Origin of the sequence: Anaeroplasma bactoclasticum (assembly GCF_003550015.1) — a bacterium.
Classification (GTDB): domain Bacteria; phylum Bacillota_I; class Bacilli_A; order Acholeplasmatales; family Anaeroplasmataceae; genus Anaeroplasma; species Anaeroplasma bactoclasticum.
The window spans coordinates 147,836-174,404 of the sequence record NZ_QXEV01000001.1 but is presented as its reverse complement, the minus strand read 5'-3'; the positions used below and the strand labels follow the sequence as shown (position 1 = coordinate 174,404).

The following is a 26,569-nucleotide window of genomic DNA, read 5'->3' as shown; positions in this document are numbered from 1 at the left end:
CACTTTTAAACGTATTATATCATTTTTATTTATTCTTCAATACCCTTTTTTACATCTTCAAATTTCTTTTGCATTGTTGGATTTCCTCTAGTTAATTTCTTAATAGATAAATCCTGTGCCTTATCATTTGCAAGTCTTAAATTATTCTCTGAAGAAATTAAAGCATCCTTAATCTTATTTAAATGAGCAATAGATTTATCTATTTCATCAATTGCTGTTTGGAATTTTTCAGATGCAATACGATAATTTCTTCCAAACTTATCTTGGAAATCTAGCATCTTAGCTTCAAAATCAGATACATCAATATCTTGATTCTTTACTAATTCTAATTCTTTTTTATACTTAATAGAATTAAGTGCAGAATTTCTAAGTAATCCAATTAAAGATAAGAAAAACTGAGGACGTATAATATACATCTTTGGATATTTATAAGATACATCTACAATATTATCATATAATTCATTATCAGCTTCAAGCAATGTAACTAATACAGCATATTCACAATGCTTCTTTTTTCTATCCTTATCTAGCTTATCTAAGAAGTCTTCATTCTTATGCTTTGTTTGAGTAGTGTCCATTTCATTTTTCATTTCAAACATAATGGATAATAATTCAACTCCATCTAAATCCTCTCTATAGACAAAGTCTCCCTTTGTACCTTCTACTACATCATTATCCTTTTCAAAATAAGCATTAGGGAATGCATAAGATCTAACTCTATTAAATTCAATTAAGCAATGCTGTTCTAAGGTTTCACCAACCATCTTTGTAGATAGCTTCTTTTTTAAATCCTTATAATATTCTACTTCAGCATTTTTCATCTCTAATCTTTCTTTATATTTATCTTCAATACTCTTCTTTTCAAGCTCTGCTTGTTGTTCTTTTAATTTTATATCAGCTTCTAAGCCTAAGATTTTAGCTTCCTTTTGTTTAATTTCTAATTCTTTTTTATTTAAAGCTTCTGCTACAGCAAGCTTCTTTTCATTTTCAGCTTCCTTAAGCTTAGAATCTAATCTATTAATTTCTTCTTTTTCTTTTATTTCCTTTTCCTTTAAAGCTAAATCCTTATCTAATTCAGCCTTATGAATACTTTCTTCTAGTTTAGCAATTCTTTGTTCATATTCACTCTTTTGTTTTTGTAAGGAATTCTCCATTTCTAATTTAGCTTTTATAGCTAAATCTTCTCTTTCCTTTTTTAATCTATTATTGTACTCATTATCCTTTAATGCATCTATTTCATTTTTAATTTTAACTTCAATACTAGATGTATCAATAGATATTTCATCTGTTAAATCAATAATATCACCCTTAGATGCATCTTCTTGTAATTCTAATGATCTTTGATCTTTTACAGCAAATTTAACTTTTTTCATCTTAGAAACCCCTCTTAATCGTAATTAATTATCGTAATAATTATATCATTAAACAAATAGAAAAACAGCCTTAGTAATACCTAATTCTATCAAAACAAAAAACTAGTGGTTTCAATGAACCACCAGGGATAAAAGTTAGCATATTATAAAATAACGTAAAAAAATTTACAGAAAAAGAAAAAAATCCCGAAAGTATTTTCTACTCTCGGGATAAAATTTATTTCATTTTAATTCATAATTAGTAATAATTTCAGTAGTATTCATATTTATTTTTATATATCTATTTGATACGGCATCATATACAATTACATTTTCAATAGATAAGCCTCTTTTTTGTGATAAATAATAATATGCTAATACTTGTTTGATATATATTTCATTAATACAAGCTGTACACTTTAAATCTAATATATTTTTGTCATCAATAAAATCTGCTAAACCTCTAATATGCCTAACAGATAAATCAGCATATTCCATGTATTTTTCTTTTTCAATAGAAAAACTCTTTATCAATTCCACTGCTCTATTAGATAATTTATCAACCGTAGAAACAAAAGAATCATATGCAGCATCTAATAGTTTCCATACTGTAAGTGTAGGGATTCTTTTTGATATTTCTGAACTAAAAACACTTTTCATTTGATTTTTATATAATAGTATGGCTTTTCTAATCATCTTAGAGTCTTTCGCTCTTTTTCCATTACCAAACATATTAAATTCTTTATCAACAACATTTGGCAAAGAATAATCTAGTTTTATTTTGGCACAGTATTCTGTGACAAAACCTAACATACTATTTAGTTTTTTATTAAAAGCAAAATTATTTTTTTCTTTATAGTAATATTTTTCTACTCTACCAAGTATATCTTTATACCTACTTGATATAAAAAAATTAAACTTAGAGTTTTGAGATACTTTTGAAGACACTGAGGAATCTTCAATAAACTGAATCATCCTATTCTTCATTATTGGCTTCATCAAATCAAATCCTATAAGGGCAGTCTCATAATCATTTAAATATTGCCGACTTTCTGTGAAAAAGGCTGTTGATTTCATGCATGATACATCTAAGAGGTTACCATCTTTATCATAATGTGCTGGAACTTCTTTGTTTTTTATTGTTTTACCATTTAAATAAGATTCATATTCATCATTTGATAAATATGCTACTTTGCTTCCAACAACAATTAACATATTTCTAGCTCTTGATATAGCTACGTTAATACGGTTGAATTTCTTAATGAATTCTCCTGCATCTCCTCTTTTGTTATTTCTAACAAAATTTACTATGATGATGTCTTTTTCTTTGCCTTGATAATTATCAACAGTGGAAATATCTACATCTATATTAGCAAACTTATATTTGTCATTTTTGATTAAATTCTTTATATACCCAATTTGAGCACCATACATAGAAACTACTGCCACACTTGGTTTTTTATTTTCTGTTGTCTCGATTGCCTTTTCATATGTTGCAGGTGTATTCTTTTTTAAATCTCCATATCCTAAGTCTAAAAGCTTTAATAGTTCATAGGTTACTTTCCCTTCTAATTCATTATATAGAGAGGTTTTCCCTTCTTTAGACTTCTCATACGCTACAACATCATCTGCATATTTATTAGTATTAAACCAATATGTAGAATACTTAGGATCAAAAATTACAACATCCTTACCTTTATGCTTATAATCAACTTTCAAGTAATGTTGCTTCTTATTATCCTGAGCACTTCCCCACCCAGCTTCAAGTTTATCATTATAAAATACATTAACGCATTTCATAATCTGACTATTAAAACGATATTGTTGAGTAAGCATTGCTTTATTGTATTTTAATAAGTTATAAATTTCTTCAAACAAGCTGCTTTCAACTTGTTCTTTTATTTGGTCTAATGTGTAATTCTTAAAAAGTTTACTCATTTGACTATCAGTGAAATCTTTAAACATTGAATCTCTATATTTAAATATTGGTGGTAATTGTCTTTGGTCTCCAACTAAAACGACACTCTTTCCATATAAAAGCGGAATCATAATTTCAATAGGATTTGCTTTGGAAACCTCATCAATAATTACGACATCAAAGTCTTGTTTAGAAACATCAACATCACCAATATTAAGGGCTTTAAGATAATCGTTTCTATCAGAATAGAAAGTTGCCGATGATGTACAAGTAATTCCATACACATTTGCATTATTTATAAACAAATCTTTTGTAAATTTAATTCTTTGTCTGCCTAAAATATTCTTTCTATCTTTTAGCAATTGAACACTATCTTCATAAATTTGGCGATATAAATCGTAATTTTCTTTGAATTCTTCAAATTGTTCTTGCTGTTCATTAATATATTCTTGAATTCTATTAAACTTTTCTTCATCAGATTCAGGCAATGAATTATTATTTAATTTTTCAGAAAAGAATGAATTAAAATACTCAGTTAAATGTTCTCTTTGGGTTTTAATAGGTTCTAAATATTCTTTAAGTTCCTGTTCAAGACCCTTAATTTTTACATCAACTCGTCTATATTCTTCATCTACTTTTTCTTTTTCTTTAGAAACATCATTTTCTTCTAACGATTTAATAAATTTGCTGTTCATTAAATTCCTAACATGTTTTTTATACAATTCATTTGCATTATTTATATGCTTGATTTCCTCTGAAATAGCCATTTCAGGATTTGATTTATCTTTAACAAAATAGAAAGTTGTATTTGAAAGATCAACAATCTTTTCTCCACCGTCTTCATCAAGATCCTTTAATTTTCTTAAAAGAGAATTAATGTTACTTCTTGTTGTTTCGATTGCAGATGCTAAAGATGGATTATTCATAGCTTCTAATGCCTTAATTGCATTTTTCTGGTCTTCTATTTGTTTTTCTATATCAATATATTCTTTAGATTTCCCTGTTTTTCCATTTGATAATTCATTTAAAAGTTCTATTCTAGTTGTTCCAATTCTTCTCTTAAGCATTAGAATATGATCTGTGATTGATTCTTCTTCATCAAAGCCTAATTCTTTAAACAAACTTTCGAGCATTTCATAATATTTTTCATTATAAATATCATCAGTAATTTTATTAAAATCAAGCTCGTTATTATAATATTCAAGCAAGAATTTTTTATTTGCTTGAGCTTTCTTTTCTTCACGTTCTAATTCAAGTAATTGGTCTGCATATATTTGTGATTCTTTTCTAAGGCCAGATATTTCATCATTTAATTTATCACATTTCTGTTGTCTACTCTTAATATTAGAATATAACTCTTTATTACTCTCAAAATGAGCTTGAATTGCATCTATTTCTTTAGAGAAATTATTGTAATTTTCTATCTTCTCTGAAAACTTATCATATGCAGACTCATAAAGATTATCTAATAATTTATCTGGTAAATACTTGACATTTGCTCGTTTTGTATCTTTAACTAATCTAATAGGCAATATATTCATTTCATGTGGTAAACGTTCAATAACATTATCAATAGCGATATGTGTCTGTGAAGAAATTAAAACCTTCTTCCCCATTTTATTATATTGATATACAAGTTCTGTTATTGTTTGTGTTTTACCAGTTCCAGGAGGACCTTGAAGTGCAAATATACTATTACTGTTTAAAGCTTTGATAATCGCTGCTTTTTGGCTTGAATTAAGTTTCTTTTCAAGTGCAAATTCAACATTATCTTCATTATACAATTCTACATGAGATTCAAAATGAGCCGGATCAATTAATAGTCCTACTAAGAAAGGATTTTTAACCTTTCCTTTTTTCATATTATCGATTGCGGCTTTACCGCGCTTATACAATGCTATATCTCCAGTTGCTGTACTAGCTAATACTGGATCATCATCTAATGTATGTTTATTCGCTTCTCTAAAGCTTGCTAGATCAGCATTACCTTCATCATCAATTGCATCTGGTACATAAAAATACGCAATGGTTGTTTTAAATTCTGTGTCTTTAGACATTAAAAATTCTCCAAGAGGTACTTGAACAATATCCTCAACATCTTCACCATTAATAAGTTTATCTAGTAATCCTTTTCTTCTTTTCGCAACAAGCGATAATGATTGATTAAAGAATGACTTTAAATCACTACTCTTATCCAATTCAATAGATGCAAATACATATTGATTTTCTTCACCTGTCAAATACTGTGAATTCTCTTTAACATACAGTTTTTTTTCAAATTCAACAAGAATATCATTCTTATATGTATCCCTATTGATTTCATTTGCATTTACTTCATATAAAACATCAAATCTTAGATTCTTAATTGTTTTATACTTTATTCCCATTTTTGTTAATTCATATTCAAATTCTAAGTAGCTTTCCCACTTTTTTATGAAACGTTTAAATTTAATAGGTGATACAATGTATGGTAATTCAGATATCAAATCAAGATTAAGAACAGTATTAGTTTGTCTTAAATCCCATTCATCGTATAAAGTTCTCAAATTAATTGGAGCATTTGCAAATACTTCATATTCCATTTGAGAACTATTCTCACATAAATAAAAGTCATTTACAGAAAAATATGATCTTTCTTCTCGAGGATTAATAAAAACATCCCCAATTAAAATAAACCCATTGCCTTCCAACATTTGAGAAAATTCAGAATCAATACGTGGTCTCAAAAATATATTTCTTATTAACTTATCACCATTATTTCTATTTTCAGCAGTTCTATCAAAATTAGCTGATGAAAAATAGTAGCCATCAATATTTGTTTTCATTAATTCAAAAAAATCCTTATCAGACATTTCAAATTTCGAAAATGTATTTTGAATCTTAACATATATTTCATTAGCTTTTCTTTGTTGACTTTCGTTATAACTACCACCAAAATCCACTCTAAGAGCCATATTTTATACCTCCAATAATCGAAACCTGTTAATTTAATTTTAACATATCTATATGTTAATCCAAAGACAAAACTAGTACTTTTGAATTACAACTAAATTATAATAGACATTTTATTCAATTAAAATGAACCTTTAGTTCAAAAAAATAACATCTTACGCAGAACGTAAGATGTCATCCAAAGTTACTCCATATAGGTTGGCAATACGGACAAGAGTATCTAGTGAAGGGGTTTTAAAACCATCTTCATAGTCATAGACAATTCTAGAACTTACGTCAATAAGCTCTGCGAATTTCTCTCTAGATAACTTATGTTCTTTACGCAATCTAAGTAGATTACCACCGATATTTTCAACAGATAGAGTTTTTGTGTTTTCATTAGTCATGTTCATGTCCTCCTTATGACATTGCACAGACCGACCCACTACTTATGACTAACAAATTTATTTTATCATGAAAATTATTTTTCCACAATAACAAAGAAATCCAACGACAAGTTATACTTGTTACATAATTCAACCAAATAGTTTAAATCAAATGATGTTGTATTTATCTCATCATGACTTTTTTCTTTCAATTTTTTTAATCTCATCAACACATATTCTTCTGAATATACATATTTCATAATCAATACTCCTATTTACTTTATAAAATTATCCTTTAGCATCCAACTAGAATATCGCCAAATAAATCTCCTATAGTAGTGCTAAAATGGTTAATACTTTTTTTATTATCTTCTTTTTTATTTAATAAGTTTGTAATCTTTCTATCTTTTATAATGGCATTTTCTCGATATAAACAATCGAATGATACCATTGGGAGATCATCCAATTGACTTTCAGAAAGACCGATCATTTCTAAGAACTCGTCAAAAGATATTACTTTGATACTCTTCCCTGCATCTATTGCTTCTTTTACATATCTAGCTTTAGAACATGGCTTTATGCTTCCATCCTCATTAAATGTATCATAAGTCACAAAGACATCTGTTGTGGAAGCTTTTAAAACATACTTTGCACCTAAATTAGATAAAATTTGAATTATATTAAGTAACTGTCTATAATGGTTCTCTTCATAATTAATTGATATTGAAAAGCTTAATCCTGCTAATGTTTGTTGACAAACATCCATAGGTTGAACATTATCTAAAAACTGTAATAATAACCTTCCCTTTGAACTATGTTTCACAAATGTATTATCTTTTAATATTGATTCAAATTTTGCTCTCTTCTTTAGCCTAGATGCTTCAATTGATTCAACAACATAATTTTCATTTTTATCTTTTGCTGAAGGACAAAGTTCTATCAATTCAGTGATTGATAAATTTAATGATTCTAGCATAGCCTTCAACTCAAGCATTGTATTAAATGCATCTGATTCAGCATCATGTTCTTTTTCTTCTCCCACTAAGTTAAAGGATTTTAAAATATTAGTTACCGAAGTATCCTTTGTTGTATTATTATATTCTTTATAGAAATTTTTAACATCATAAAATGTAAAATCTAAACTATCCAGTCCATATCTCTTGCATTCAAAATTTAATGCTTTAGCATCACCATTTAAAGAATGACCTAATACTATATCAGCATTAGTTATAAGATTATTAATCTCTTTATAAAAAAAATAAAAATCAGCTTGTTTCTCATATTCATATACTTTTCTTGTAAGTATCTTTCTTACGACTCTCCAATCCCATTCACTTTTTTCAATATTAGGATTAATAATAAAATTACCTCTTTTAACGACATTAAAACCTTCATCAGTAACTACATAACCAAATTCACATATTTTAGGTTTACCACCACGAGATGTTGCATATTCTAAATCGAAAAACAATAAATTCATACTTTTATCCTCCTCGTAATTTCATCTTAATTATATATTTAGATAAACAAAAAAAATATGAACCAGTGGTTCAAAAAAAGCATCATGCTTTTACACATGATGCTATCCTAATTTTTTTATGAGAGGTTTCAATGTCAGTTCTTCATATAATATAGTAGTATGAATAATCTCATATTTTTTTAACAATGATTTTATGTCATATTTCAACTTCTTAGGCAGATTATTTTTTTTAACTATTTCAGCATATTCTTTAAATAATGCCAATAACAATACATCAATTGACTTACATGCCGAATCAGAGTCAAGGAATGCTCCAACATTTGATGAAAGAACATAACCATTACCATGTGAAAGACATTGACTTTCCTCATAAAGCATTTTACACGAATCCTTTTGATGAAGTATATCTATAACTAAATCATCTATCATTTCAAAAACAAATCCTTTAATGTCTTCATAGCCCAAATATACAGGCATAAAATTTTTAGTTATTAAGTCAGTATATTTATCCAAAGTGATTTCACTATTGAATTGTTTTTTGTAAATTTCATATGATTTGTTTAATTCGTCCTCAAAAGGTTCATTCTTAACTTTTAAATAATTTATTATTGTATAATATTGCATTAAATCTAAAATTAGACTTCCTTCACCTTGTTTTAAAGAATAATGGAATGTGGCAAACAATTCAAAGATTGGTTTTACTTTTGATTTTATTATTTCTGAAAAGCCAAAAGCTTTATCATATAAAATACTTTCAAGTTCTTCATATACTCTTCCAAAGAAAACTTCAGGTAAGCACACTTCGCCATCAGGCAGTTTTAAATCTTCATGTATTTTTAATGTAAGTTCTTTTATAAGCATTAATTGAGGTTTACCTGCAATAACTAAAGGACTATAGTTAGTTCCATCACCAAAGCAATATTCACATTCATATTCCCAGTTATGCTCATAAGAAGGGATAATGTTGGGATAGTATTTTTCAATTAATTCAGTAATTGCATCAAATATTTTGCCTAATATATCAATAACAGATTCTATTTCCAAATAGCAGAAATTGGTAACAATTTCAGATGGATGTAATATAACGCTCAAGTGTTGATATGTATCTACGAATTCAGGACAATACATACTTATTAAGGAATAGTACGAATAATCCTCCATTAAATGTGGCAATTTTCCTTTTATTATTTTTTTAAAATCTTTCGATGAAATATCCGTACCTATTTTCTCACGATAATAGGAAACCGCATCATTATAATTCCTTTCCATTTCTTCTAAATCAAAGGTAATACCATGTAGTTTTGGATATTTTTTATAGGTTCTATATTCACATATGAATTGATTACTTCTTAATAGATCAGAAGCATACTCTGGCATTTCTTCTTTGTCATACATTCTTAAAACTGCAAGTGCTTCAATTATACATCTAACATCAAATGCCTGTGATAAGCTAATGCGTTGATTATCTAGGTTAAGTTCTCTAAATAGAGATAACCCAAAAGATGTTATTTGAAACATATAATAATCAACGAAAGTCAATCCATATTCATTCTCATTATACTTATCTAGTAATATTGCATTCAATTCTCTAACATAACCATATTTCATCATATCACCCATCAATTAACTATTCTAAGTATAGCATAAAATCCCCAAGTTGTCCTTCTACTTGGGAATTTGCTATCACAGATAAAAAGATTAGATTAAAAATCTCACATAATAAAGCTATTTAATAAAGATATTGAAAGATAATTCATCCTATATTAAAAACTCACATCTTGTGTGCAGTAATAATTGTATAGCTATATGAATTAATAGTTATGCGTATATTATTTATTTCACAATAATAATTCTTTCCATTCTTATAAATAATACAATCCTTATCCAATATTATATTTTTTATATAATCTACAACATCCAACACATCTAAATTTAGATTCTTTTTAATTCTATCTATACCCATTGTTGTTGTATGTATTTTATCTATATTTTGTAATAATAAATTTGTTGTTTCCATAACAAAATTCCCCCTATAAAGAAAAAATCCTTCAATTCTAATGGGAGAGAGAGTAATGAATTGAAGGATTCTTCCAAAGTATTATAATTTAAGTCTTTCAAAAAGAAAAGAGTAAGATAACACTTTCTTAAAATTTTTTTAACAATTTCACTGTTAATATAAGACTTAGTTGTTATTCTTCCATAATATTTAATTTTCATACTATAATAAAGTCATTTGTTCTATTTTTTATCTATCCAGTTTGATTATATAATAGACTTTTTTAAAATAATAATGTTATAATAAATCTACAGGAGGCTATTGCTATGGAAATGAAATTTTATCGTTGTAAGCATTGTGGACAAATTGTCGCAATCGTTAAAAAGACTGGTGTCCCAGTGATGTGTTGTGGTGAAGCTATGGAAGAAATTATTCCATGTTCTGTTGATGCTTCACTTGAAAAGCATGTACCATCCTTTGAAGTTAAAGATGGTAAGGTTAAGGTAAGAATTGGTTCTATTGATCACCCAATGATTCCTGAACACTATATTGAATGGGTAAGCCTAAAAACAAAGTATGGTAACCAAAGAAAAGCTTTAAAGCCAGGAGACGAACCTTTTGTTTGCTTCTCTATTTGTGATGGCGATGAGGTAGAGGCTGTATACGCATATTGTAACTTACATGGTCTATGGAAGGCTTAAAAGACGAAAAGGAACTTCAACAGTTCCTTTTTTCTTATATTAAAGGCGTGAATTCATATATGAATCACGCCCATTCCCAATTTACTATTCCCCAAAATAATTATCGCCTAACATATCGTCAGTAGCTTTAATGTATTCAGCTGAATAATCTCCAGATAATTCTATACCAATAGTTTCTTGACCTAAAGTTTTAAATCCATCCATATAGTTTGATGTAATTTCTCCTTTTATAGTGCTATAATCCTTTAAGCTATAAATATCTGTTCCATTATATACTTCATAAATAATTAGCTCTAATGCTTCCTCAGCTTCTACTTGACCTAGATAAAAGCTATATGTATTAACATCATTCTTTTCAAAATCATAATCTACAGATAAACGGAAATATGCTGGTTTTGTATTTTTAAAGTTTGCATCTGTATATGATGAAAATCCTAAAAATTCAATTTCAACATTATTCTTTTCTTTATTAAAGCTAGATTTGATATATTCTTCGTTATATTGTAATGTTTTACCTTCCTTAACATAATTACCAGTTATATATACAGGTTTATCTGTTACAGGATAACTTTCATTCTTATATAACAATTCAACAAAATGAATCATTGTCTTTGCGATTGTTAATTCTTGATAATCATCTAACACTTTAAATTCATCTAATGAAGTTTCTAAGCTTGTAAGCTTAGTTTCTTTAATTTGCATTGTATCTACTACTTTTTCACATACAGTTACAAAAGTATCTCTATCGCTAGCCTTGCTTCCACAGCTTGCTAAAGCTAAAACTCCAGATAATGCAAAAATACCAAATAATTTCTTTTTCATATTAATCCCTCCCATTTTTAAGAAACCGCATATATAATACCACAAAATCTAGAATATATTCAATATTAACCATAAAAACTTGAATACAAATATATGAAATAAAACTTTTTTTAGAAATATGTTTTAAATTCTTTTTGTTTTTTTATTAATAGACTATAATTATAATGATTGAATGAATTGGGGGAAAATTAAATATGGGTTTTTATTACACTAATAGCAGCAACAAAGAAGCTGAAATAACAGATTTTGAGCTAAAACCAGAATTTGAAAATAAACATTATTCATACAGGGAATTATCCTTTCTTAAGGATGGTTCTGTAAGATTTAATAATGAAAAAATATTCGTTAAAGAGGTAAAACGAGATGAATTCTTGAAATCTGCTGAATATATAAATATAACAGATGATGGTCCTGTACAAAGTTTAACATTCGAAGTATCAAACTTATCACAATATATTAATGTGACAAATTTTTATAGATACTTAGATACCTTTATAAAATTAATGTATGTAGATCTTACTTTAACATCCGAAATATACAAATTAATACAAGATAAATTCAGCGATACACTTAAGAATTTGGAATCTATAGAGTATAGAAAAAAGATCCTATCTGGAGATTCAAAATATCAAAAGGCAATCACTGAAATTAAAACTATTATAAATGAGTCTGGGGACAAAAGAAAAGACAAATATTTAAGTATCATCGAGTCTTATGAGAATAATCCTACAGACGTCTTCTTTCGTGGGGTAAGTACACCAATATATCCTGAACAAGCTGCAGTTTTTAGAATTAAAAATGGTGAAAATGAAGATAAAATGGTTAAGGAAATGATTCAAAGACATCCAAATCATTTTAATGGACACTCTGCAATTGAACAATTAACCGATATGCAGCATTTTGAATTAAAAACAAGACTATTAGATATAACTACTAATCCTTTAGTAGCCTTATATATGGCAACAAATAAAATATATACTGGGGATAATCAACAAAAAGAGTATGGAGAAATAATAGTTTATTTCTCACACAAAAATTGTATATACGATAGCGATATGGTTAGTGTATCTTATTTAGCTAATCTAGCCAAAATAAGAAATGAAGATAAGAATGCAATTATGAATGTGCTAAAGAAGATTAATAATGAAAATATTGAAGATATATTCAACAAGGAAATAATACCCAATATAAGTCCTTTAGAATATAGAATGGGAATTAATAAAACTTATAAAACTTTAAATCAACGATTCCCTTTTAGCTCAATAAAAGAATCAGAAATAGAATCCTGCGCACGATTAATTAGTTTAGTATCTGCTGAAAAAAATAATTATAATAGCTTCTATTTTTCAAACCTAATGATACCTAGAATTGTTAAGGTTGGATTCATTAATGATAGAGTTCGTATGCAGTCTGGTGGATTTATTCTTTTTGGATTAGATAGTAATTATTTAAACAATGAAAGAGATTTATATGATCCGATTTTCTCTTCAAGAACATTAACAGGTTTACCTCGTATCATTATTAAAAATAAAGCTGGTATCTTTAAAGAGCTTGCGAATGTAGGCATTAATGATTCTACAATGCTACCAGACTTAGCTCATTCTGCAAGCTATATAATAGACAAATATAAGTAATATAAAAGTAAAAGCTCCCGATTGGGAGCTATTTTACATTTCACCTGGATATAAGCCAATTTTTTCTGATAATTCTGGCATTGGTTCTGCCTTAGATAATGATTCTAGTTTTAATACATCATCTACGGTATAATTTCTTTTTGCTATATAGTTAATAAATGCTAAATAATTTAAGAAATCATCGCTGATTTCATGGTATTTATCGTAAGTAAGTTTTAATGCTCTATACGCATTTTTAAAGTTTTCTTCTACTGCTATACCAGTTAAATAGCATACCATAGGCCATAAGGATTCTCCATCATCTAAATCTTCCTCAAATGCCTTAGAAGCTCTTAAGGCATATTTTTTATTTACATCATCAAGATGATAATCTAAATCATATGCTAAAGAGAATATAATGAATATCTTATAAGAATCTATACCATCCTTTGGTTTTGCTTTTAATAATAAGTCGATATAGATATCTCTCATTTCATTTAATCTATCATAATCCTTATTATATACTGCAAGACCCATAAAGCCAGTAAATGGCTCTTGCTTACCAGGATATAAGCTAAAATGAATATCTAATAGGTATTCAAGCTTTTCAGAAGCTTCTATAGCATCTATATCTAAAATTCTTTTAAAGCAATCAAAAAGTAAAATGGTATAGGAATAATCTACATTTAAGAAGATATCTCTTTTTAAATAAGCAATTGCTTTTTCATTTTTAGGATTAAATAATTCAATATGCTTAGATACATATTCTTCATTCCATCTTTTAAATGTGTTATCAGACACATTTAAATTTCTTATATCATCATCTAGATTTGGAAATTCTTTTCCAAGCTTATATAAATCACAATCATTGTATTTATAAATCCCTTCTAAATCTTTTAAACTTTCAATATGGGCAGCCAAGATATCACCCCTTTAACATTACTAAATGCCTTAAAGCACGAGAGGAAGCTAAGTATTCCTCTTCTTTGCTCATACCTTTAGGATAAACATAAACCTTTTCAAATTCAAGACCTTTTACATCATCTACTAATAAAATGTTAATAAATTTCTTATCCATCTTATCTTTATTTAATATATTGATGAATTTACATTTATCCTTAGCCTTTAATTCCTTTGTATATTCTAAGCTTTTAACAATTAAAGCACATCTATCATTTTCTTCATCAATATATAATTTTTCAGATAAGTCCTTTTCTTCTGCAATACCACTTATACCAATAGGTACCATATTGGTATCATAATTCTTATTTAAATACCAGCATATCTCTTTTGCAGATCTATAATTTACATTAAGCTCATAAGATTTACAAATAAATGGTAATTCTAAGCTAGATTTAATACCAGATGCATCTATTCTTTGTTTGATATCACCAAAGAAATTAAATGTGGCATATGGATATAATTCTTTTAATAAATTAAATTCAACTAAAGAATAATTTTGATATTCATCAATAAATATTCTATTTGTGAATGGATAATCCTTAATATAATCTTTAATTAAATAAAGAATTAAGAATTTATAATCTAGTGGATTATAGCTATATTTAATTTCTTTATTTAAGAAATAAGAAGCTAAAGGAACTATAAATTCATTTAATTTTCCTTCTTTATATAAATTATAATTCTTAATTTCATTCTTATAATTCATATATGCATAGGCTTTATTTAATATAGTAGAATCTTTCTCTAATAATTCCTTAAATTCTATAGAATTCTTATATTTCTTTTTTATAGAACCATTATCATTATATTCTATAGAATCCTTAAATAAATCCTTTATTCTTTTGATTTCTAAGGTATTAAATTCCGTTAATAAATTCATGAAAGGAATATCTTTAAATAGATTTAATACCTCATCTAAATAATTAGAATCCTTAAATATTTCTTCTTTTCTTTTTAAAGATTTTTGGTATTCTTGAGTAATATTACCCCAATCATTTAAAAACTCTTTAAATGCCAAAATAATAGGCTTTAAGGCTTTATCATTATAAAGATTTATAGCCTTCTCATTGTTTTCTTTAAAGGAATAATCTATAGTGATATTTTTAGGTTTTATTATAGAATCTATACAAGAATCATAAAATTCCTCTAGGCTATAATTTCTAATCTTATCTAGTTTTAATTCTTTAGCAAGTAAATCTCCTTCTCTTTTAAGTAAAATATTAGAAGATATTACTAATACTTCGCTAGGATTAAACTTTTCTAGATTAAAAGCCATATATGCAATCTTATGGAATAAAACCATAGTTTTACCAGAACCAGCACAGCCATTTACTAAGATATTTTCATTATTTAAATTAGAAATAATTTCAAATTGCTTATTTTGAATAGAATTGATAATATCATGAGTTTCCTTTGTTAATCTTGAATCTATTAAGATTCTAGATAAATACTCATCCTCTGTAGCTAAAGTAATACTATTTGGATATTCTTTATTAAATAAATCAATGAAGGATTTATATCTTTTATATTCAATGGTATGATTTCTAACTAAAGATATTTCTAAATCAGAATTTAATAAGGATCTATATACATAATATGTAGATGCATCCTTACTTCTCCAGTCATATACAAGCCCTGGTATTTCTTCTTTTCCAATATATTTTAAACCATTCTTATCGATAAAGCTTCCAAAGAATGGAGATAAGGATACCTTATTCCAATAATCCTTCATAGAAATATTATAAAAATGGTTTTCTGTATCTTGGAAATCATAATCATCATCATATGGATTATTCCAAGAATTATCTCTAACTAATATTGGAGCTTTATATTCTTTTTCTTGATTTGAATTACAATAATCTAATACCTTAGATAGGTATTTTTTTTCTTTTTTAAATTCTTTTTCGCTATAAGTTAATAAAGAATCATCCTTTTTAATAAGACTATCTAAGGTTAAGAAATTACCAATAGCATCTGGCCAAATGAATTCTTTTTTTATTCCGTGAGCAAATTCAACCTTTGCATAACCACTTTTAAAATCGGATTTAGGTGTAATAGAAGTAATTTTCCCTTCACCATATTTTTCATGGTAAATTAATTTACCTAAGCTTTTTTTCGCTTCTAGCTTAAATTCTTTAATCCTTGGGGCTAAAGATTCATGGATTCCATTCTTATCATAGCCCAAGCGGTTATAGCCATTTTTATTAAAGCCTTCTCTATTATAGCCATCCTCATCATACAATGTACCATTCTTGTGAATATTATCCTTATTAAAGCCTAAAGAGTTATAACCTTCTTTATCATAGCCTTCCTTATTATAGCCACGCTTATTATAGCCTTCTTTGTTATAGCCATATTTATCATACCCATCCTGGTCATAACCAAATTCATCATAAGCTTTAATTTTTATATCCTCGCGTCTTAATCCATCTTTATTAAGACCTTCCTTATTAAAGCCTTCCTTGTCATAGCCTTGTGAATTATATCCTTCTTTATTATAGCCATATTTATCATAGCCATTTTTATTATAGCCTTCCTTGTTATAACCAAATCTATCATAGCCTAGCTTATCATAACCATCGATATTCATTCCATACATATCTAAGCCATCTCTATCAAAGCCATCCCTGTTATAACCATTTTTGTTATAGCCATCATGGTCATAGCCTTCTTTGTTATAGCCTTCCTTATTCCAGCCTAGCCTATCATAACCAAAGATATCATATCCACTTATATCATAGCCTTCACTATCATAGCCATCTTCGTTATAGGTTTTTATTTTATTCTCTTCCACTTTTTTGTCTTTATTAAAGAATTTCATTATTACACCTGTTTCTTAAATCTAATAAATATTATACCATAGTTAAATTTTATGGCAAAGAAAAAGCCGATGAATCGGCTTTTAGAAGTGTCATTTATTCACAATTATAATATATTTCTATTTCTCCTTTTATAGATAAACCACTTACAACCATGTAATCTGAATATATAATTCCATTCATCGTAAAATATGCTTTTTGTATATATATAGTATCTATATAAAAGGATACCGTAGTTATATTTTGAGTAGAAATATAAGCTGTACTTTCAAATATATTTCCTTGACTATCTACAATAGCAAAAGTTCCTTTAACTTGATTTATAGAAGTTCCTTCATAAGATGAATCTAAATAAAGATCTAAATAAAGCAAATGATTATCTCCACCAGGATATAATCTTGAAGCTTTTGTTTTACAAATAATTGTTGGTACTGTTTTAGGATTACGAGATTGTTCAGAATAGTGTCCATTATCAATTGGATAGGTATAGCCAATTTGATTTAATTGTGAAAAAGTAATTCCTAAAACAAGGATTACTACTTCTATAGACATATAAATTGCAGCAAGACCCTTTAAAATCTTTTTTCTTGCAAAGAATAAAGAGAATACTCCAATTATAGAATAAGCAATTAGAAATACAGTTGCAACTACTGGATTTCCATTCTTATTTGAGTTAATAATGAATATTACAATAAATACCCAAAATCCTACAAATACAAATGGGAAGAAAAGTCCAAAGAATGTTCTATTTTTGGGCATAAACTCTTCCTTTTTTTGATTTTTAGGTAATACAACCTTTTTCTTATCCTCATTCAAATAGTCATAATTAGACACAAATGATTCTCTTTTTGCCCTATAATAATCATCCATATTTAAAGACTTTTCCTTTGAGTCTTCCTTTGGTTCTTCTTTAAATATTACTTTTGGTTCTTCTACCTTGATTTCTTCTTTAGATTCTATAACTATAGTATCATCTTTAGGTTCTTCTACTTTAACACTTTCAATATTTGGCGCTATAGTAACCTCATCTATTTTTACTTCACTAACTAAAGGTGCTACATCATCATCTTTAGCCAATCTAGATTTCTCATTTGTAATTTTTGTAAATAGATGATTTTCAAAATGCTCAACAATTTCTTGTAAGGAAGCTTTAAATTTTAATTCTTCAGGAGTTTCATAGACTCTATTTTCTATAAAGCTTAAAATAACCTTACCTGTAAGAAGCATTTGCTTTTCAAGCTTTATATCCATTGCATAATCATATAATGTTCTAATTTCTTTACTATTATAGAAAAGCTTAGAATTCTTAATTGCACTAGATGAAATAACTTTATTTATTGCATCCTCATCCATATAATTTGCATAAGCAAAGATAATTCTTTCCTTTAATGGTAGCATCGAAAAGAAATAATGCTCCCTATCAATGACATCTGTCAAATCCAAATCTAATGCTTTATCTAATAAATCCGGATCGATTGGATTATTATAATCCACATTTAAATATCCCTTATTTTTAGCTAAAAACAAATAATAATGATATGCAGGATTAAATGTATCAAATTGTAAAGCATCATTTAATTCCTTCATTAATTTATCATAGTTTTCATCTTTCAAATATTTTAAAATTACATCGTTTGTCATAAGTTCTCTCTCCCAATTTTAAAACTACTTTTTGACATTTCTATGCCATACAAGAACTAAGAATTCATGTATAGCAAGTGGTATTAAGCATAATCCTAATGCAATTAACCACTCAGAAATAGATAATTGGCTTGTTTTAAATACCTGATTAACACCAGGAACCATAACAACAAAAATCTGAAGTGAAATACCTACTATAAAGGCAAGTGCCATCATCCAGTTCTTATCCTTAAATACATGGATGAAGGAATGCTTAACATCAGACATACCAATCATATGCATTAATTCAGAGAATGCTAAAGTGATGAATGCCATAGTTCTAGCCTGAGCCAAAATGCCAGCATTTTCCTTAGCACTATATAGAGCTTTTACATTTCCACCATATGCCTGTAATAAATCCTGATTCATTAATGCAGGCATGAAATATGCAATAATAACAGAAATGGACAATATTGCACCATATAGTAATGTTGTAAGCATACCACCATTAGCGAAGATTCCTTCGTGTGGGTTTCTTGGCTTTTCATTCATTAATCCATCTTCCTTTGGCTGCATACCAAGTGCAACTGCAGGAAGGGAATCTGTTACTAGGTTAACCCATAGTAAATGGATTGCAATTAAAGGAGCAGGCATACCAACTAAAATTAATACAAACATCATAATAACTTCTGCAATATTTGAAGATAATAAGAATAATACTGTCTTTCTAATATTCGAATAAATACATCTACCCTCTTCAACTGCCTTTTCAATAGATGCAAAGTTATCATCCGTTAATACCATATCTGCTGCACCCTTAGCAACATCAGTACCAGTAATACCCATTGCAATACCAATGTCTGCAGCTTTTAGTGATGGAGCATCATTAACACCATCACCTGTCATTGCAGCAATATGACCATTGGCCTTAAATGCTTTAACAATAGAAACTTTATTTTCTGGTGATACTCTAGCGAAGACTCTTGCAGTTTCAACGCATTTCTTTAGCTCCTCTTCGCTCATATTATCAACATCCTCGCCAGTATAGCACTGGCTAATGTCTTCTGCAATACCTAATTCTTTTGCGATTGCAAATGCAGTATCCTTATGATCTCCTGTAATCATTACTGTAGTAATGCCTGCAGTTTTAAACTTAGCTACTGCATCCTTTGCCTCAGGACGAGCTGGGTCAATCATTGCAACCATACCAACATAGCATAATTGATCTTCTTCTATATCATCCTTATAGCGATAAGCTAAGGCTAATACTCTTAATGCCTTATCTGCAAAATATTGATTCTTTTCATAAATAGCCTTTATATCAGAATCATTAATATCTCTTTCCTTACCATTATCTAAAATCTTTGTTGCACGCTTTGTAATAGAATCTAATGCTCCCTTTGTAAACACAATGGATTTACCTTCATATTCATGACGTGTAGACATTAGCTTTCTTACAGAATCGAATGGTAATTCCTCTACTCTAGGATAATCAGCCTCAAGCTTGGATTTATGTAAATTAAAATCGTTCGCAAATACTACAAGCGCAATTTCGGTAGGGTCTCCATATAAGCCCTCATCTACAGTTGCGTTAGAGCATAAAGACATTCCTTTAGCAAGTAATACTAAATTCTTATCTGTATGTCCTTCCTTAAAATCTTCTCTTTTATAAAGAATACCAGGAACATATGCTTCTAATACAGTCATCTTATTTTGTGTTAATGTACCAGTCTTATCACTACATACAACACTTACAGAACCTAATGTTTCAACAGAAGGCAGTTTTCTTACAATAGTATTTGCCTTAACCATTCTTTGAACACCTAAGGATAATACAATTGTAACTACTGCAGCAAGTCCTTCTGGGATTGCAGCTACTGCTAAAGAAATTGCAGATAATACTGCTTCAATATATGCCTCAATCTCAGAACCAGATCCATCAATAAAAATCCAAATAATTTCAACAATTAATACAAGGGCAACTACAGCTAGTGTAATTAAGCCTAAAATCTTAGAAAGATTTGCTAAAACCTTCTGTAAAGGAGTCATCTCCTCCTTCTTTTCAGTTAAGCCTTCTGCAATCTTACCAATTTCAGTTGCCATACCTGTTGATGCAACAACACCAATTCCTCTACCATAGGCTACTGTTGTTGACATAAAACAAAGGTTTGCTTTATCGCCTAGAGGTACAGAATCAGTAAATACAACATCTGCATCTTTTTCTGCAGGAACAGATTCACCAGTTAAAGAGGATTCATTTACCTTAAGGTTTACTGCCTCAATTAATCTTAAATCTGCACCAATGGTATCTCCTTCTTCAATGACTACAACGTCCCCTGGAACTAATAAAGAGGATTTAATCTTAAATCTTTTGCCACCTCTAATGACAGTAGATTCCGGACTAGACATCTTCTTTAATGCCTCTAAAGATGTTTCTGCTTTAATCTCTTGAATAGTACCAATAATGGCATTCATTAATATTACTAATAGGATAATAATAACATCTGGCCAATCTCCTGTTTCAAAGAAATTGAATGCCTCTCCTGCCTTTAATACCTTAACTGTTTCATATATAGATACACCAATCGTAACAGCAATTGCTGCAAATAATACATAAATCATAGGGTCCATTAATTGAGATATAAAAATCTTAAAAGGACCATCCTTTTTCTTTTCCTTTAAGGCATTTTCACCATATTTTTCTAATCTTTTTTTAGCCTCTTCTTCTGATAGACCATTTTCAATATTTGTTGATAAAGTATTTAATACTTCTTCTTTATTCAAACATTCAAATAACTTTTTCTCTTCCATAGCCTTCGCCTTCCTTTTTACTTGCCCTTATTCGATAAGGCAAGCTCTAATATTTTAACACAAAGCATATCAAAGGACATGCCTGTTTCCTTAGCGGATGATGCAAACCTAGAATCATCTGTGATTTCTGGTAAGGAATCCACCTCAAGACATACATATGTACCATCACTTCTTATGATAAAATCTGCCATAGAATAATCCCTCATGCCTAAACAATATGCAGCCTTTTCGGCTTGATTAGATAATTCCTTAACAAATCTATTGGAATACTTTTTATTAAAGTTTTCAACAATTTTACCATCTAGTGCTAAATCTGTTTTATCGTCTAATGTATTTAATGCAGCACTTTCGTAAATAGGAAGTGCCTTACCATTAATTGTTGAAACACTAAACTGTCTACCAGAAACATATTCCTCAACTAATATCTCCTGTGCCCAGCGGTAAGCATCCTTAATCGCTTTTTGGAAGGAAGCCTTATTCATTACAACACTAACACCAAGTCCAATTCCACCATTACATGGCTTAACAACAACAGGATAATTCATATTCTTTTCTTCTGGTTCTATAATATTTTCACCTTTTTTAATTAAATAACCCTTAGGTACTGGAATACCATTACTTCTTAAAATCTCTTTAGCTACATATTTATTTGTAGATATTGCGCTTGAGAAATAATCACATCCAGTATAATCAATATCTAATAAATCAAAGGTAGCTTGAAGCTTACCATTTTCTGCATCTCCACCAAGTAAAGCTAGGAAAACCACATCAGCCTTTTTACAAATTTGAAGTACATTTGGACCAAAATAAGATCCACTTTGATCCTTTCTTCTTTTTTTAACTGCCCATAAATCTGGTATTTCATTTGTAAATTCATCAATCTTTAAGGAATACTTATCTGGATCATCAAAAGGATCATCAATAATCTCCTCTTCCTCTCCATATCCCATAAATGAATCAAGTAAGATTACATTATAATCATGGAATTTTAATGCATCAGAAACTAAAATACCACTTTTAATAGAAACATTTCTTTGAGTGGATAATCCTCCACATAAAACAACAATATTTAAATCTGTAGGTAGTGTATATTCTGCTTCCTCTTCGATTTCCTTTTCTAAGACTATATCTGAACCATCTAAATTCAATTTTAATGTCTTTAGGGTTTCCTTTGTCATAGAAACAATTAATAATATGCCCTTAACCTGCTCCTTTGTTAATTCAACACCATATTTCTTTTTCGCAACAGATTGAATAATCTTTGTTACAACACCAGATACATGTAAGGCTAAGAAATTTGAAAGATTTACAATAGTATCTAGCTTCTTAGATAAGACAATTTCTCCCATCATATCAATCATATTAGAAAAATCATCCATACCAAAGTGTCTCATAATATCCTTTAAAGCTGGTAGGAACGCTTTGTTTTCGGCAGAGAATTTAATAACAAAGGCTAATAGGAATGCAGTATTATTTGAATATTTTTCATCCTTAACTAAATCACAAACAAAGGAAATATAATCTGTTACTGTATTTTCCTCACTTGCGCCAATAGAAAATGCCTTCTCAACTAAAACACCAACAAGCTGAGCTGTTTCATTTCTTTCTTTATCAGAAAAATCACTTCTAGACATAGAATTAATAAATTGGTCTAATATCTGCATCTCAGGAGCTTGACCTGCAGAATTAATACGGATATTATACTTTCCATCCTCTTCAAAATCAAAGAAGGTATTTGGGCAGTGTGCTTCTGCAAATCCACCTTTACCATAATCATATCCATGATAATATGTTCTATTACCAATATCATTTAATAGAATATTTACATAATCATAATCTACATTATGGTTTTCAATTAATTCCTGTCTTTTTAAAATTCTATCCCTATAATGCTCAATAAATACATCACTAAAGCCTTGACCATCAAAGGATACACATCTATTCACTGTATCATTTAAAATTGTAATATATTTTGCCTTATTACCACCCTTAGAATGACCAATAACTGTAACAGTATATTTTTCAAGCTCTAGCTTGTCATATATTTGTTTATACCACTCTAATGCGTTAATTTGTTGCAAAGAATCAATTTGATTGGATGCGACAAAGTCATCCACCCATTCATTTAATGCAGTTCCACGGAAGGCAACTACAGCCTCTTTTGACTTTTCATTAATGAATACTGCAGATACTCCCTTTCCTCCGCCATAGGCAGTGTCCATATGAGTTTCCGCAATATAACAATCCATAATATTATGATGTCTTTTTGTAGCTAAGATTAAATTCTTAAAATCAAATCCAGTCATATAGGTTGCATATTCAAATTCCATATCGATTTTATCCATATCAACCTTAGCTAAAAATTCTTTCACGGTTAAACCCTTTGAATTAATAATTCCTGTAAAAGGAAAGGTTTCCTCAAAATAGGTCAAATTTTCAATTAACAATAACTCATCAATTTTAAATAAAGCCATAATACACCTCTTACTTCGTATAGAATGCAATAGAAACTATATTTTTTTGATTCTTTCTATCCTTAACATATTCATCAAAATAGGATATGTCCCTATTCATATCCTCTATATCTAACATAAAATAAACAACACAGCTACCATATAGCTTATTTTGCTTAAATATATCTTCAATCTTTGAACATGTATTTTGCATTTCCTCCTCAGAAGGAAATTCATCTATACCAATAAATACCTCTGTATTCCTAGATAGCCTTTCCATATTTAATAAATCCTCTAGGCTATCAATTCTATTAGATATTAAAAAAGGAAATACAGTATAAACTCTAGAAGAAATCTTTCTTGCCTTTAAGAGCCTTTCTACTCTTTTATCATATTCCTTTTCGAAAGGAACATCATAAAAATTATCACTAAATGTATCTTCTCCATTTTTCATTTGACATCTTAAGGTATAAGTAACATCACTACCAGATTCTACAAAATGAATCTCAGAATATGGAGTCTTTTTTGTTTGTGGTAAGAAGGATATCATTTCTAAATCATGATTCGGATATCTTACCTCTAAATACACGCTAGATTTACGAATCATATGTAATGCAGCCTCTTGATAATCAAATAGATTTCCTTCATCAATTCTATCATTGTCTATGTATGCGTATTTTAATAATTCCTTTTCTTTTTCTGTCAAATTAAATCTAGACATTAAAAATCCCTCCTCATACATAACTTTGTTATAGATTATAGCATTAAAATAAAGATTTTTAAAGAAAACAATTAATTCCTTTCTTTTATAAAAGAAAAGGATGCATATGCACCCTTATTCTCCAATTTTACCTTTGATATATGCTCTATACATATATTCAGGTCTTTTATATTCTGTTAATTGCTCAAGCTTATATTCTAATTCCTTATTTTCTTTAATTAAATTTGTAAAATATGGACTATAAATAGTACCACTACCCTTTTCAAATTCAGCTAATACATCCTTAACAGATTTTGGTCTTTTATAATTTCTACCAAATTTATCTGTTGCAGCATCTAGACAATCTGCAATAGTAATTAAATCAATAATGATTTTATATTTACTCTTTGTATTATCAAAATCAGCTGGATATCCACCTAAACCATTATACCATTTATGATGTCCTAAAATGATATCATGGTATTCTTCTAAGAGTGGATTTTCTCTTATGATATCTTTACCAAAGGTAGGGTGATTTCTTATACCCTTAAATTCCTCATCGGATAGCTTTCTTCTTTGCATATTAATGATATCCGTAATCATAGATTTACCAATATCATGTAATAATGCACCATTTTGAATAAATTCTAAAGGATTCTCCATTTTTGGTAATAAGGATTTATCCATATATTCATAAATGGTTTCTGCAATCTTCATAACCATTACAGAATGAATATAAGTTGGAGCCTGTCTTCTAATTAAATTATCAAATAGGCTTTGTTCTATTTCTTCCTTATTATCCTCAAAAGGTAGTGAAGATACTACAAAACCGGCAATAACCGTATTGATATATGGAGTCATTCTTTTTACCTTTGTTTTAGCCTCAATCTTTCTTACAAAGTTTTTGATTTCTCCATAATAATAGCCTACATTGGCATCTCCCTTTAAGGATAGACATTTCATTATTGTACCAATAATTTCAAAGGCTTCTGTAATTCTTTGATCATCAAGCTCTGTATCAAAGAAATGCTCCATCCTTGGCTTAAAGAAGGATTCTATGGAAGCTAATAGCTCCTCTTTTGTAATTTCTCCTCTTTCAAACATACATCTAGAATAAGCTAAAAATGGTACAACTGGAGTTTTATTTATATCCTCTTTATCCAAATATACTAAGGCTCTTTGATAGATTTCTTCCTTTAAAAATGGAGTTAAATCTGGATATCTTTCACTATAAATTAAAAATCCTCGTTTAATTTCATCTACAGTTTCTTTAACCTCTTCATTATCTCCATCTAAGGCTTGTACATCTTCTCTTTGCCATAATTCTTCTGCCTCAACCAAATAATCATATACCTCAGATGGACTAACGCCCACTAAATATTCACTTGCGACAATAATATTATAATAAGCAACAAAATAATTCCATCTTACTCTTGGACGCTCTACTTCCTTATAATGATCCTTAAGATTTAATATGGCTTTATATTGCTCCATATTGATTGGAATTGTTGGATCAAGCCTAGAAATATATTCATGGGATTCATATGCATGAATAGAATAAGAGACAATCATTCTTTCATAATTTTTAGTCTCTCCATAATATTCTTCCATTCTTTTTAAAATTGGAATCATTAATGGAGCATCATCAAATCCATCTAAATATAAATCATATAGGGCTTCGAATGCATCATCCATATCTTTTCCCATAACATTATTAATTTCTTTGGTAATTAAATCTAGAAGCCCATTACTTTTTTCATATAAAGTGCTTAATCTTTCCGCTCTTTTATGTAAGGTTTTTATCCATGAATCCATATCCATTTTTGTAAATAGGTCTTCATTTAGCCTTTCTGCTTCAATAATAGCTTCTTTATACTCTTTTATCGCTTCAGGGATGTTCATATTAACACCTCCGTTTATAAAATTTAATATAGAAAAACTGCTTATTTCAATTTACCATAGTTTTTTTAAAAATACAATTATGCTATACATAACATTCAATTT

At 28.6% G+C, this 26,569-nt stretch carries 17 protein-coding genes; 2 read left to right on the top strand and 15 right to left on the bottom strand.

From position 1 onward, the window contains the following. Nucleotides 1–29: 29 nt before the first annotated feature. The 7 genes from EI71_RS00670 to EI71_RS00645 form a co-directional block, all read right to left on the bottom strand. On the bottom strand, nt 30–1,373 hold the full coding sequence (locus tag EI71_RS00670) for a DUF2130 domain-containing protein (RefSeq protein WP_119015318.1): 1,344 nt from the start codon (nt 1,371–1,373) through the stop codon (nt 30–32). Nucleotides 1,374–1,595: 222 nt separating this feature from the next. Then, nucleotides 1,596–6,224 (bottom strand): DEAD/DEAH box helicase, encoded by a 4,629-nt coding sequence (locus EI71_RS00665; RefSeq protein WP_162849630.1) that lies wholly within the window; start codon nt 6,222–6,224, stop codon nt 1,596–1,598. Between the two features lie 153 nt (nt 6,225–6,377). Continuing rightward, entirely contained in the window at nt 6,378–6,608 is a 231-nt protein-coding gene (locus EI71_RS00660; RefSeq protein WP_162849629.1) for a helix-turn-helix domain-containing protein, read from the bottom strand. 74 nt (nt 6,609–6,682) lie between these two features. Beyond that, the gene (locus EI71_RS10070; protein WP_162849628.1) at nt 6,683–6,847 is read right to left on the bottom strand and encodes a hypothetical protein; all 165 of its coding nucleotides are present in this window, start codon (nt 6,845–6,847) and stop codon (nt 6,683–6,685) included. Between the two features lie 35 nt (nt 6,848–6,882). Then, complete coding sequence (locus tag EI71_RS00655; protein WP_119015315.1) at nt 6,883–8,067, bottom strand: exonuclease domain-containing protein; 1,185 nt, start codon at nt 8,065–8,067, stop codon at nt 6,883–6,885. A 102-nt stretch (nt 8,068–8,169) separates the two neighbouring features. Further along, entirely contained in the window at nt 8,170–9,678 is a 1,509-nt protein-coding gene (locus EI71_RS00650; RefSeq protein WP_147387539.1) for a hypothetical protein, read from the bottom strand. Between the two features lie 160 nt (nt 9,679–9,838). Next, nucleotides 9,839–10,084 carry a DUF3781 domain-containing protein gene (locus tag EI71_RS00645; RefSeq protein ID WP_162849627.1) on the bottom strand — a complete coding sequence of 82 codons (246 nt, stop codon included), beginning with the start codon at nt 10,082–10,084 and terminating at the stop codon, nt 9,839–9,841. 311 nt (nt 10,085–10,395) lie between these two features. Here EI71_RS00645 and EI71_RS00640 point away from each other — a divergent pair, with 311 nt between their 5' ends. Then, nucleotides 10,396–10,764, top strand: a complete 369-nt coding sequence (locus EI71_RS00640) for a desulfoferrodoxin family protein (RefSeq protein ID WP_119015364.1) — start codon at nt 10,396–10,398, stop codon at nt 10,762–10,764. An 84-nt stretch (nt 10,765–10,848) separates the two neighbouring features. Here the strand turns inward: EI71_RS00640 and EI71_RS00635 are convergent, their stop codons facing one another. Then, nucleotides 10,849–11,586, bottom strand: coding sequence for a hypothetical protein (locus tag EI71_RS00635; RefSeq protein ID WP_119015312.1), 738 nt, complete (start codon nt 11,584–11,586; stop codon nt 10,849–10,851). Nucleotides 11,587–11,780: 194 nt separating this feature from the next. Between EI71_RS00635 and EI71_RS00630 the strand changes: the two genes are divergently transcribed. After that, nucleotides 11,781–13,220, top strand: a complete 1,440-nt coding sequence (locus EI71_RS00630) for an FRG domain-containing protein (RefSeq protein WP_162849626.1) — start codon at nt 11,781–11,783, stop codon at nt 13,218–13,220. 33 nt (nt 13,221–13,253) lie between these two features. Here EI71_RS00630 and EI71_RS00625 read toward each other — a convergent pair whose 3' ends face one another. The 7 genes from EI71_RS00625 to EI71_RS00595 all read right to left on the bottom strand — a co-directional run bounded on the left by EI71_RS00625 (nt 13,254) and on the right by EI71_RS00595 (nt 26,467). Then, complete coding sequence (locus tag EI71_RS00625; RefSeq protein WP_119015310.1) at nt 13,254–14,120, bottom strand: hypothetical protein; 867 nt, start codon at nt 14,118–14,120, stop codon at nt 13,254–13,256. A 4-nt stretch (nt 14,121–14,124) separates the two neighbouring features. Beyond that, nucleotides 14,125–16,983 carry a UvrD-helicase domain-containing protein gene (locus EI71_RS00620; protein ID WP_162849625.1) on the bottom strand — a complete coding sequence of 953 codons (2,859 nt, stop codon included), beginning with the start codon at nt 16,981–16,983 and terminating at the stop codon, nt 14,125–14,127. A 94-nt stretch (nt 16,984–17,077) separates the two neighbouring features. Then, the gene (locus EI71_RS00615) at nt 17,078–18,622 is read right to left on the bottom strand and encodes a hypothetical protein (protein WP_119015308.1); all 1,545 of its coding nucleotides are present in this window, start codon (nt 18,620–18,622) and stop codon (nt 17,078–17,080) included. A gap of 24 nt (nt 18,623–18,646) precedes the next feature. Then, on the bottom strand, nt 18,647–21,412 hold the full coding sequence (locus tag EI71_RS00610; protein WP_119015307.1) for a cation-translocating P-type ATPase: 2,766 nt from the start codon (nt 21,410–21,412) through the stop codon (nt 18,647–18,649). A 17-nt stretch (nt 21,413–21,429) separates the two neighbouring features. Beyond that, a complete protein-coding gene (locus EI71_RS00605; RefSeq protein ID WP_119015306.1) occupies nt 21,430–23,886 on the bottom strand; it encodes an ATP-grasp domain-containing protein in 2,457 nt (818 codons plus the stop codon). Between the two features lie 10 nt (nt 23,887–23,896). Continuing rightward, a complete protein-coding gene (locus EI71_RS00600) occupies nt 23,897–24,586 on the bottom strand; it encodes a hypothetical protein (RefSeq protein WP_119015305.1) in 690 nt (229 codons plus the stop codon). A gap of 114 nt (nt 24,587–24,700) precedes the next feature. Beyond that, nucleotides 24,701–26,467 (bottom strand): HD-GYP domain-containing protein, encoded by a 1,767-nt coding sequence (locus EI71_RS00595; protein ID WP_119015304.1) that lies wholly within the window; start codon nt 26,465–26,467, stop codon nt 24,701–24,703. Nucleotides 26,468–26,569 lie beyond the last annotated feature (102 nt).

Bases quoted from the DNA above. Each gene is read 5' to 3' on its own strand.
- EI71_RS00605 (WP_119015306.1), bottom strand. From the start codon at position 23,886: ATGGCTTTATTTAAAATTGATGAGTTATTGTTAATTGAAAATTTGACC.
- EI71_RS00645 (WP_162849627.1), bottom strand. From the start codon at position 10,084: ATGGAAACAACAAATTTATTATTACAAAATATAGATAAAATACATACA.
- EI71_RS00655 (WP_119015315.1), bottom strand. From the start codon at position 8,067: ATGAATTTATTGTTTTTCGATTTAGAATATGCAACATCTCGTGGTGGT.
- EI71_RS00595 (WP_119015304.1), bottom strand. From the start codon at position 26,467: ATGAACATCCCTGAAGCGATAAAAGAGTATAAAGAAGCTATTATTGAA.
- EI71_RS00650 (WP_147387539.1), bottom strand. From the start codon at position 9,678: ATGATGAAATATGGTTATGTTAGAGAATTGAATGCAATATTACTAGAT.
- EI71_RS00635 (WP_119015312.1), bottom strand. From the start codon at position 11,586: ATGAAAAAGAAATTATTTGGTATTTTTGCATTATCTGGAGTTTTAGCT.
- EI71_RS00665 (WP_162849630.1), bottom strand. From the start codon at position 6,224: ATGGCTCTTAGAGTGGATTTTGGTGGTAGTTATAACGAAAGTCAACAA.
- EI71_RS00660 (WP_162849629.1), bottom strand. From the start codon at position 6,608: ATGACTAATGAAAACACAAAAACTCTATCTGTTGAAAATATCGGTGGT.
- EI71_RS00670 (WP_119015318.1), bottom strand. From the start codon at position 1,373: ATGAAAAAAGTTAAATTTGCTGTAAAAGATCAAAGATCATTAGAATTA.
- EI71_RS00615 (WP_119015308.1), bottom strand. From the start codon at position 18,622: ATGACAAACGATGTAATTTTAAAATATTTGAAAGATGAAAACTATGAT.
- EI71_RS10070 (WP_162849628.1), bottom strand. From the start codon at position 6,847: ATGAAATATGTATATTCAGAAGAATATGTGTTGATGAGATTAAAAAAA.
- EI71_RS00610 (WP_119015307.1), bottom strand. From the start codon at position 21,412: ATGGAAGAGAAAAAGTTATTTGAATGTTTGAATAAAGAAGAAGTATTA.
- EI71_RS00630 (WP_162849626.1), top strand. From the start codon at position 11,781: ATGGGTTTTTATTACACTAATAGCAGCAACAAAGAAGCTGAAATAACA.
- EI71_RS00620 (WP_162849625.1), bottom strand. From the start codon at position 16,983: ATGAAATTCTTTAATAAAGACAAAAAAGTGGAAGAGAATAAAATAAAA.
- EI71_RS00640 (WP_119015364.1), top strand. From the start codon at position 10,396: ATGAAATTTTATCGTTGTAAGCATTGTGGACAAATTGTCGCAATCGTT.
- EI71_RS00600 (WP_119015305.1), bottom strand. From the start codon at position 24,586: ATGTCTAGATTTAATTTGACAGAAAAAGAAAAGGAATTATTAAAATAC.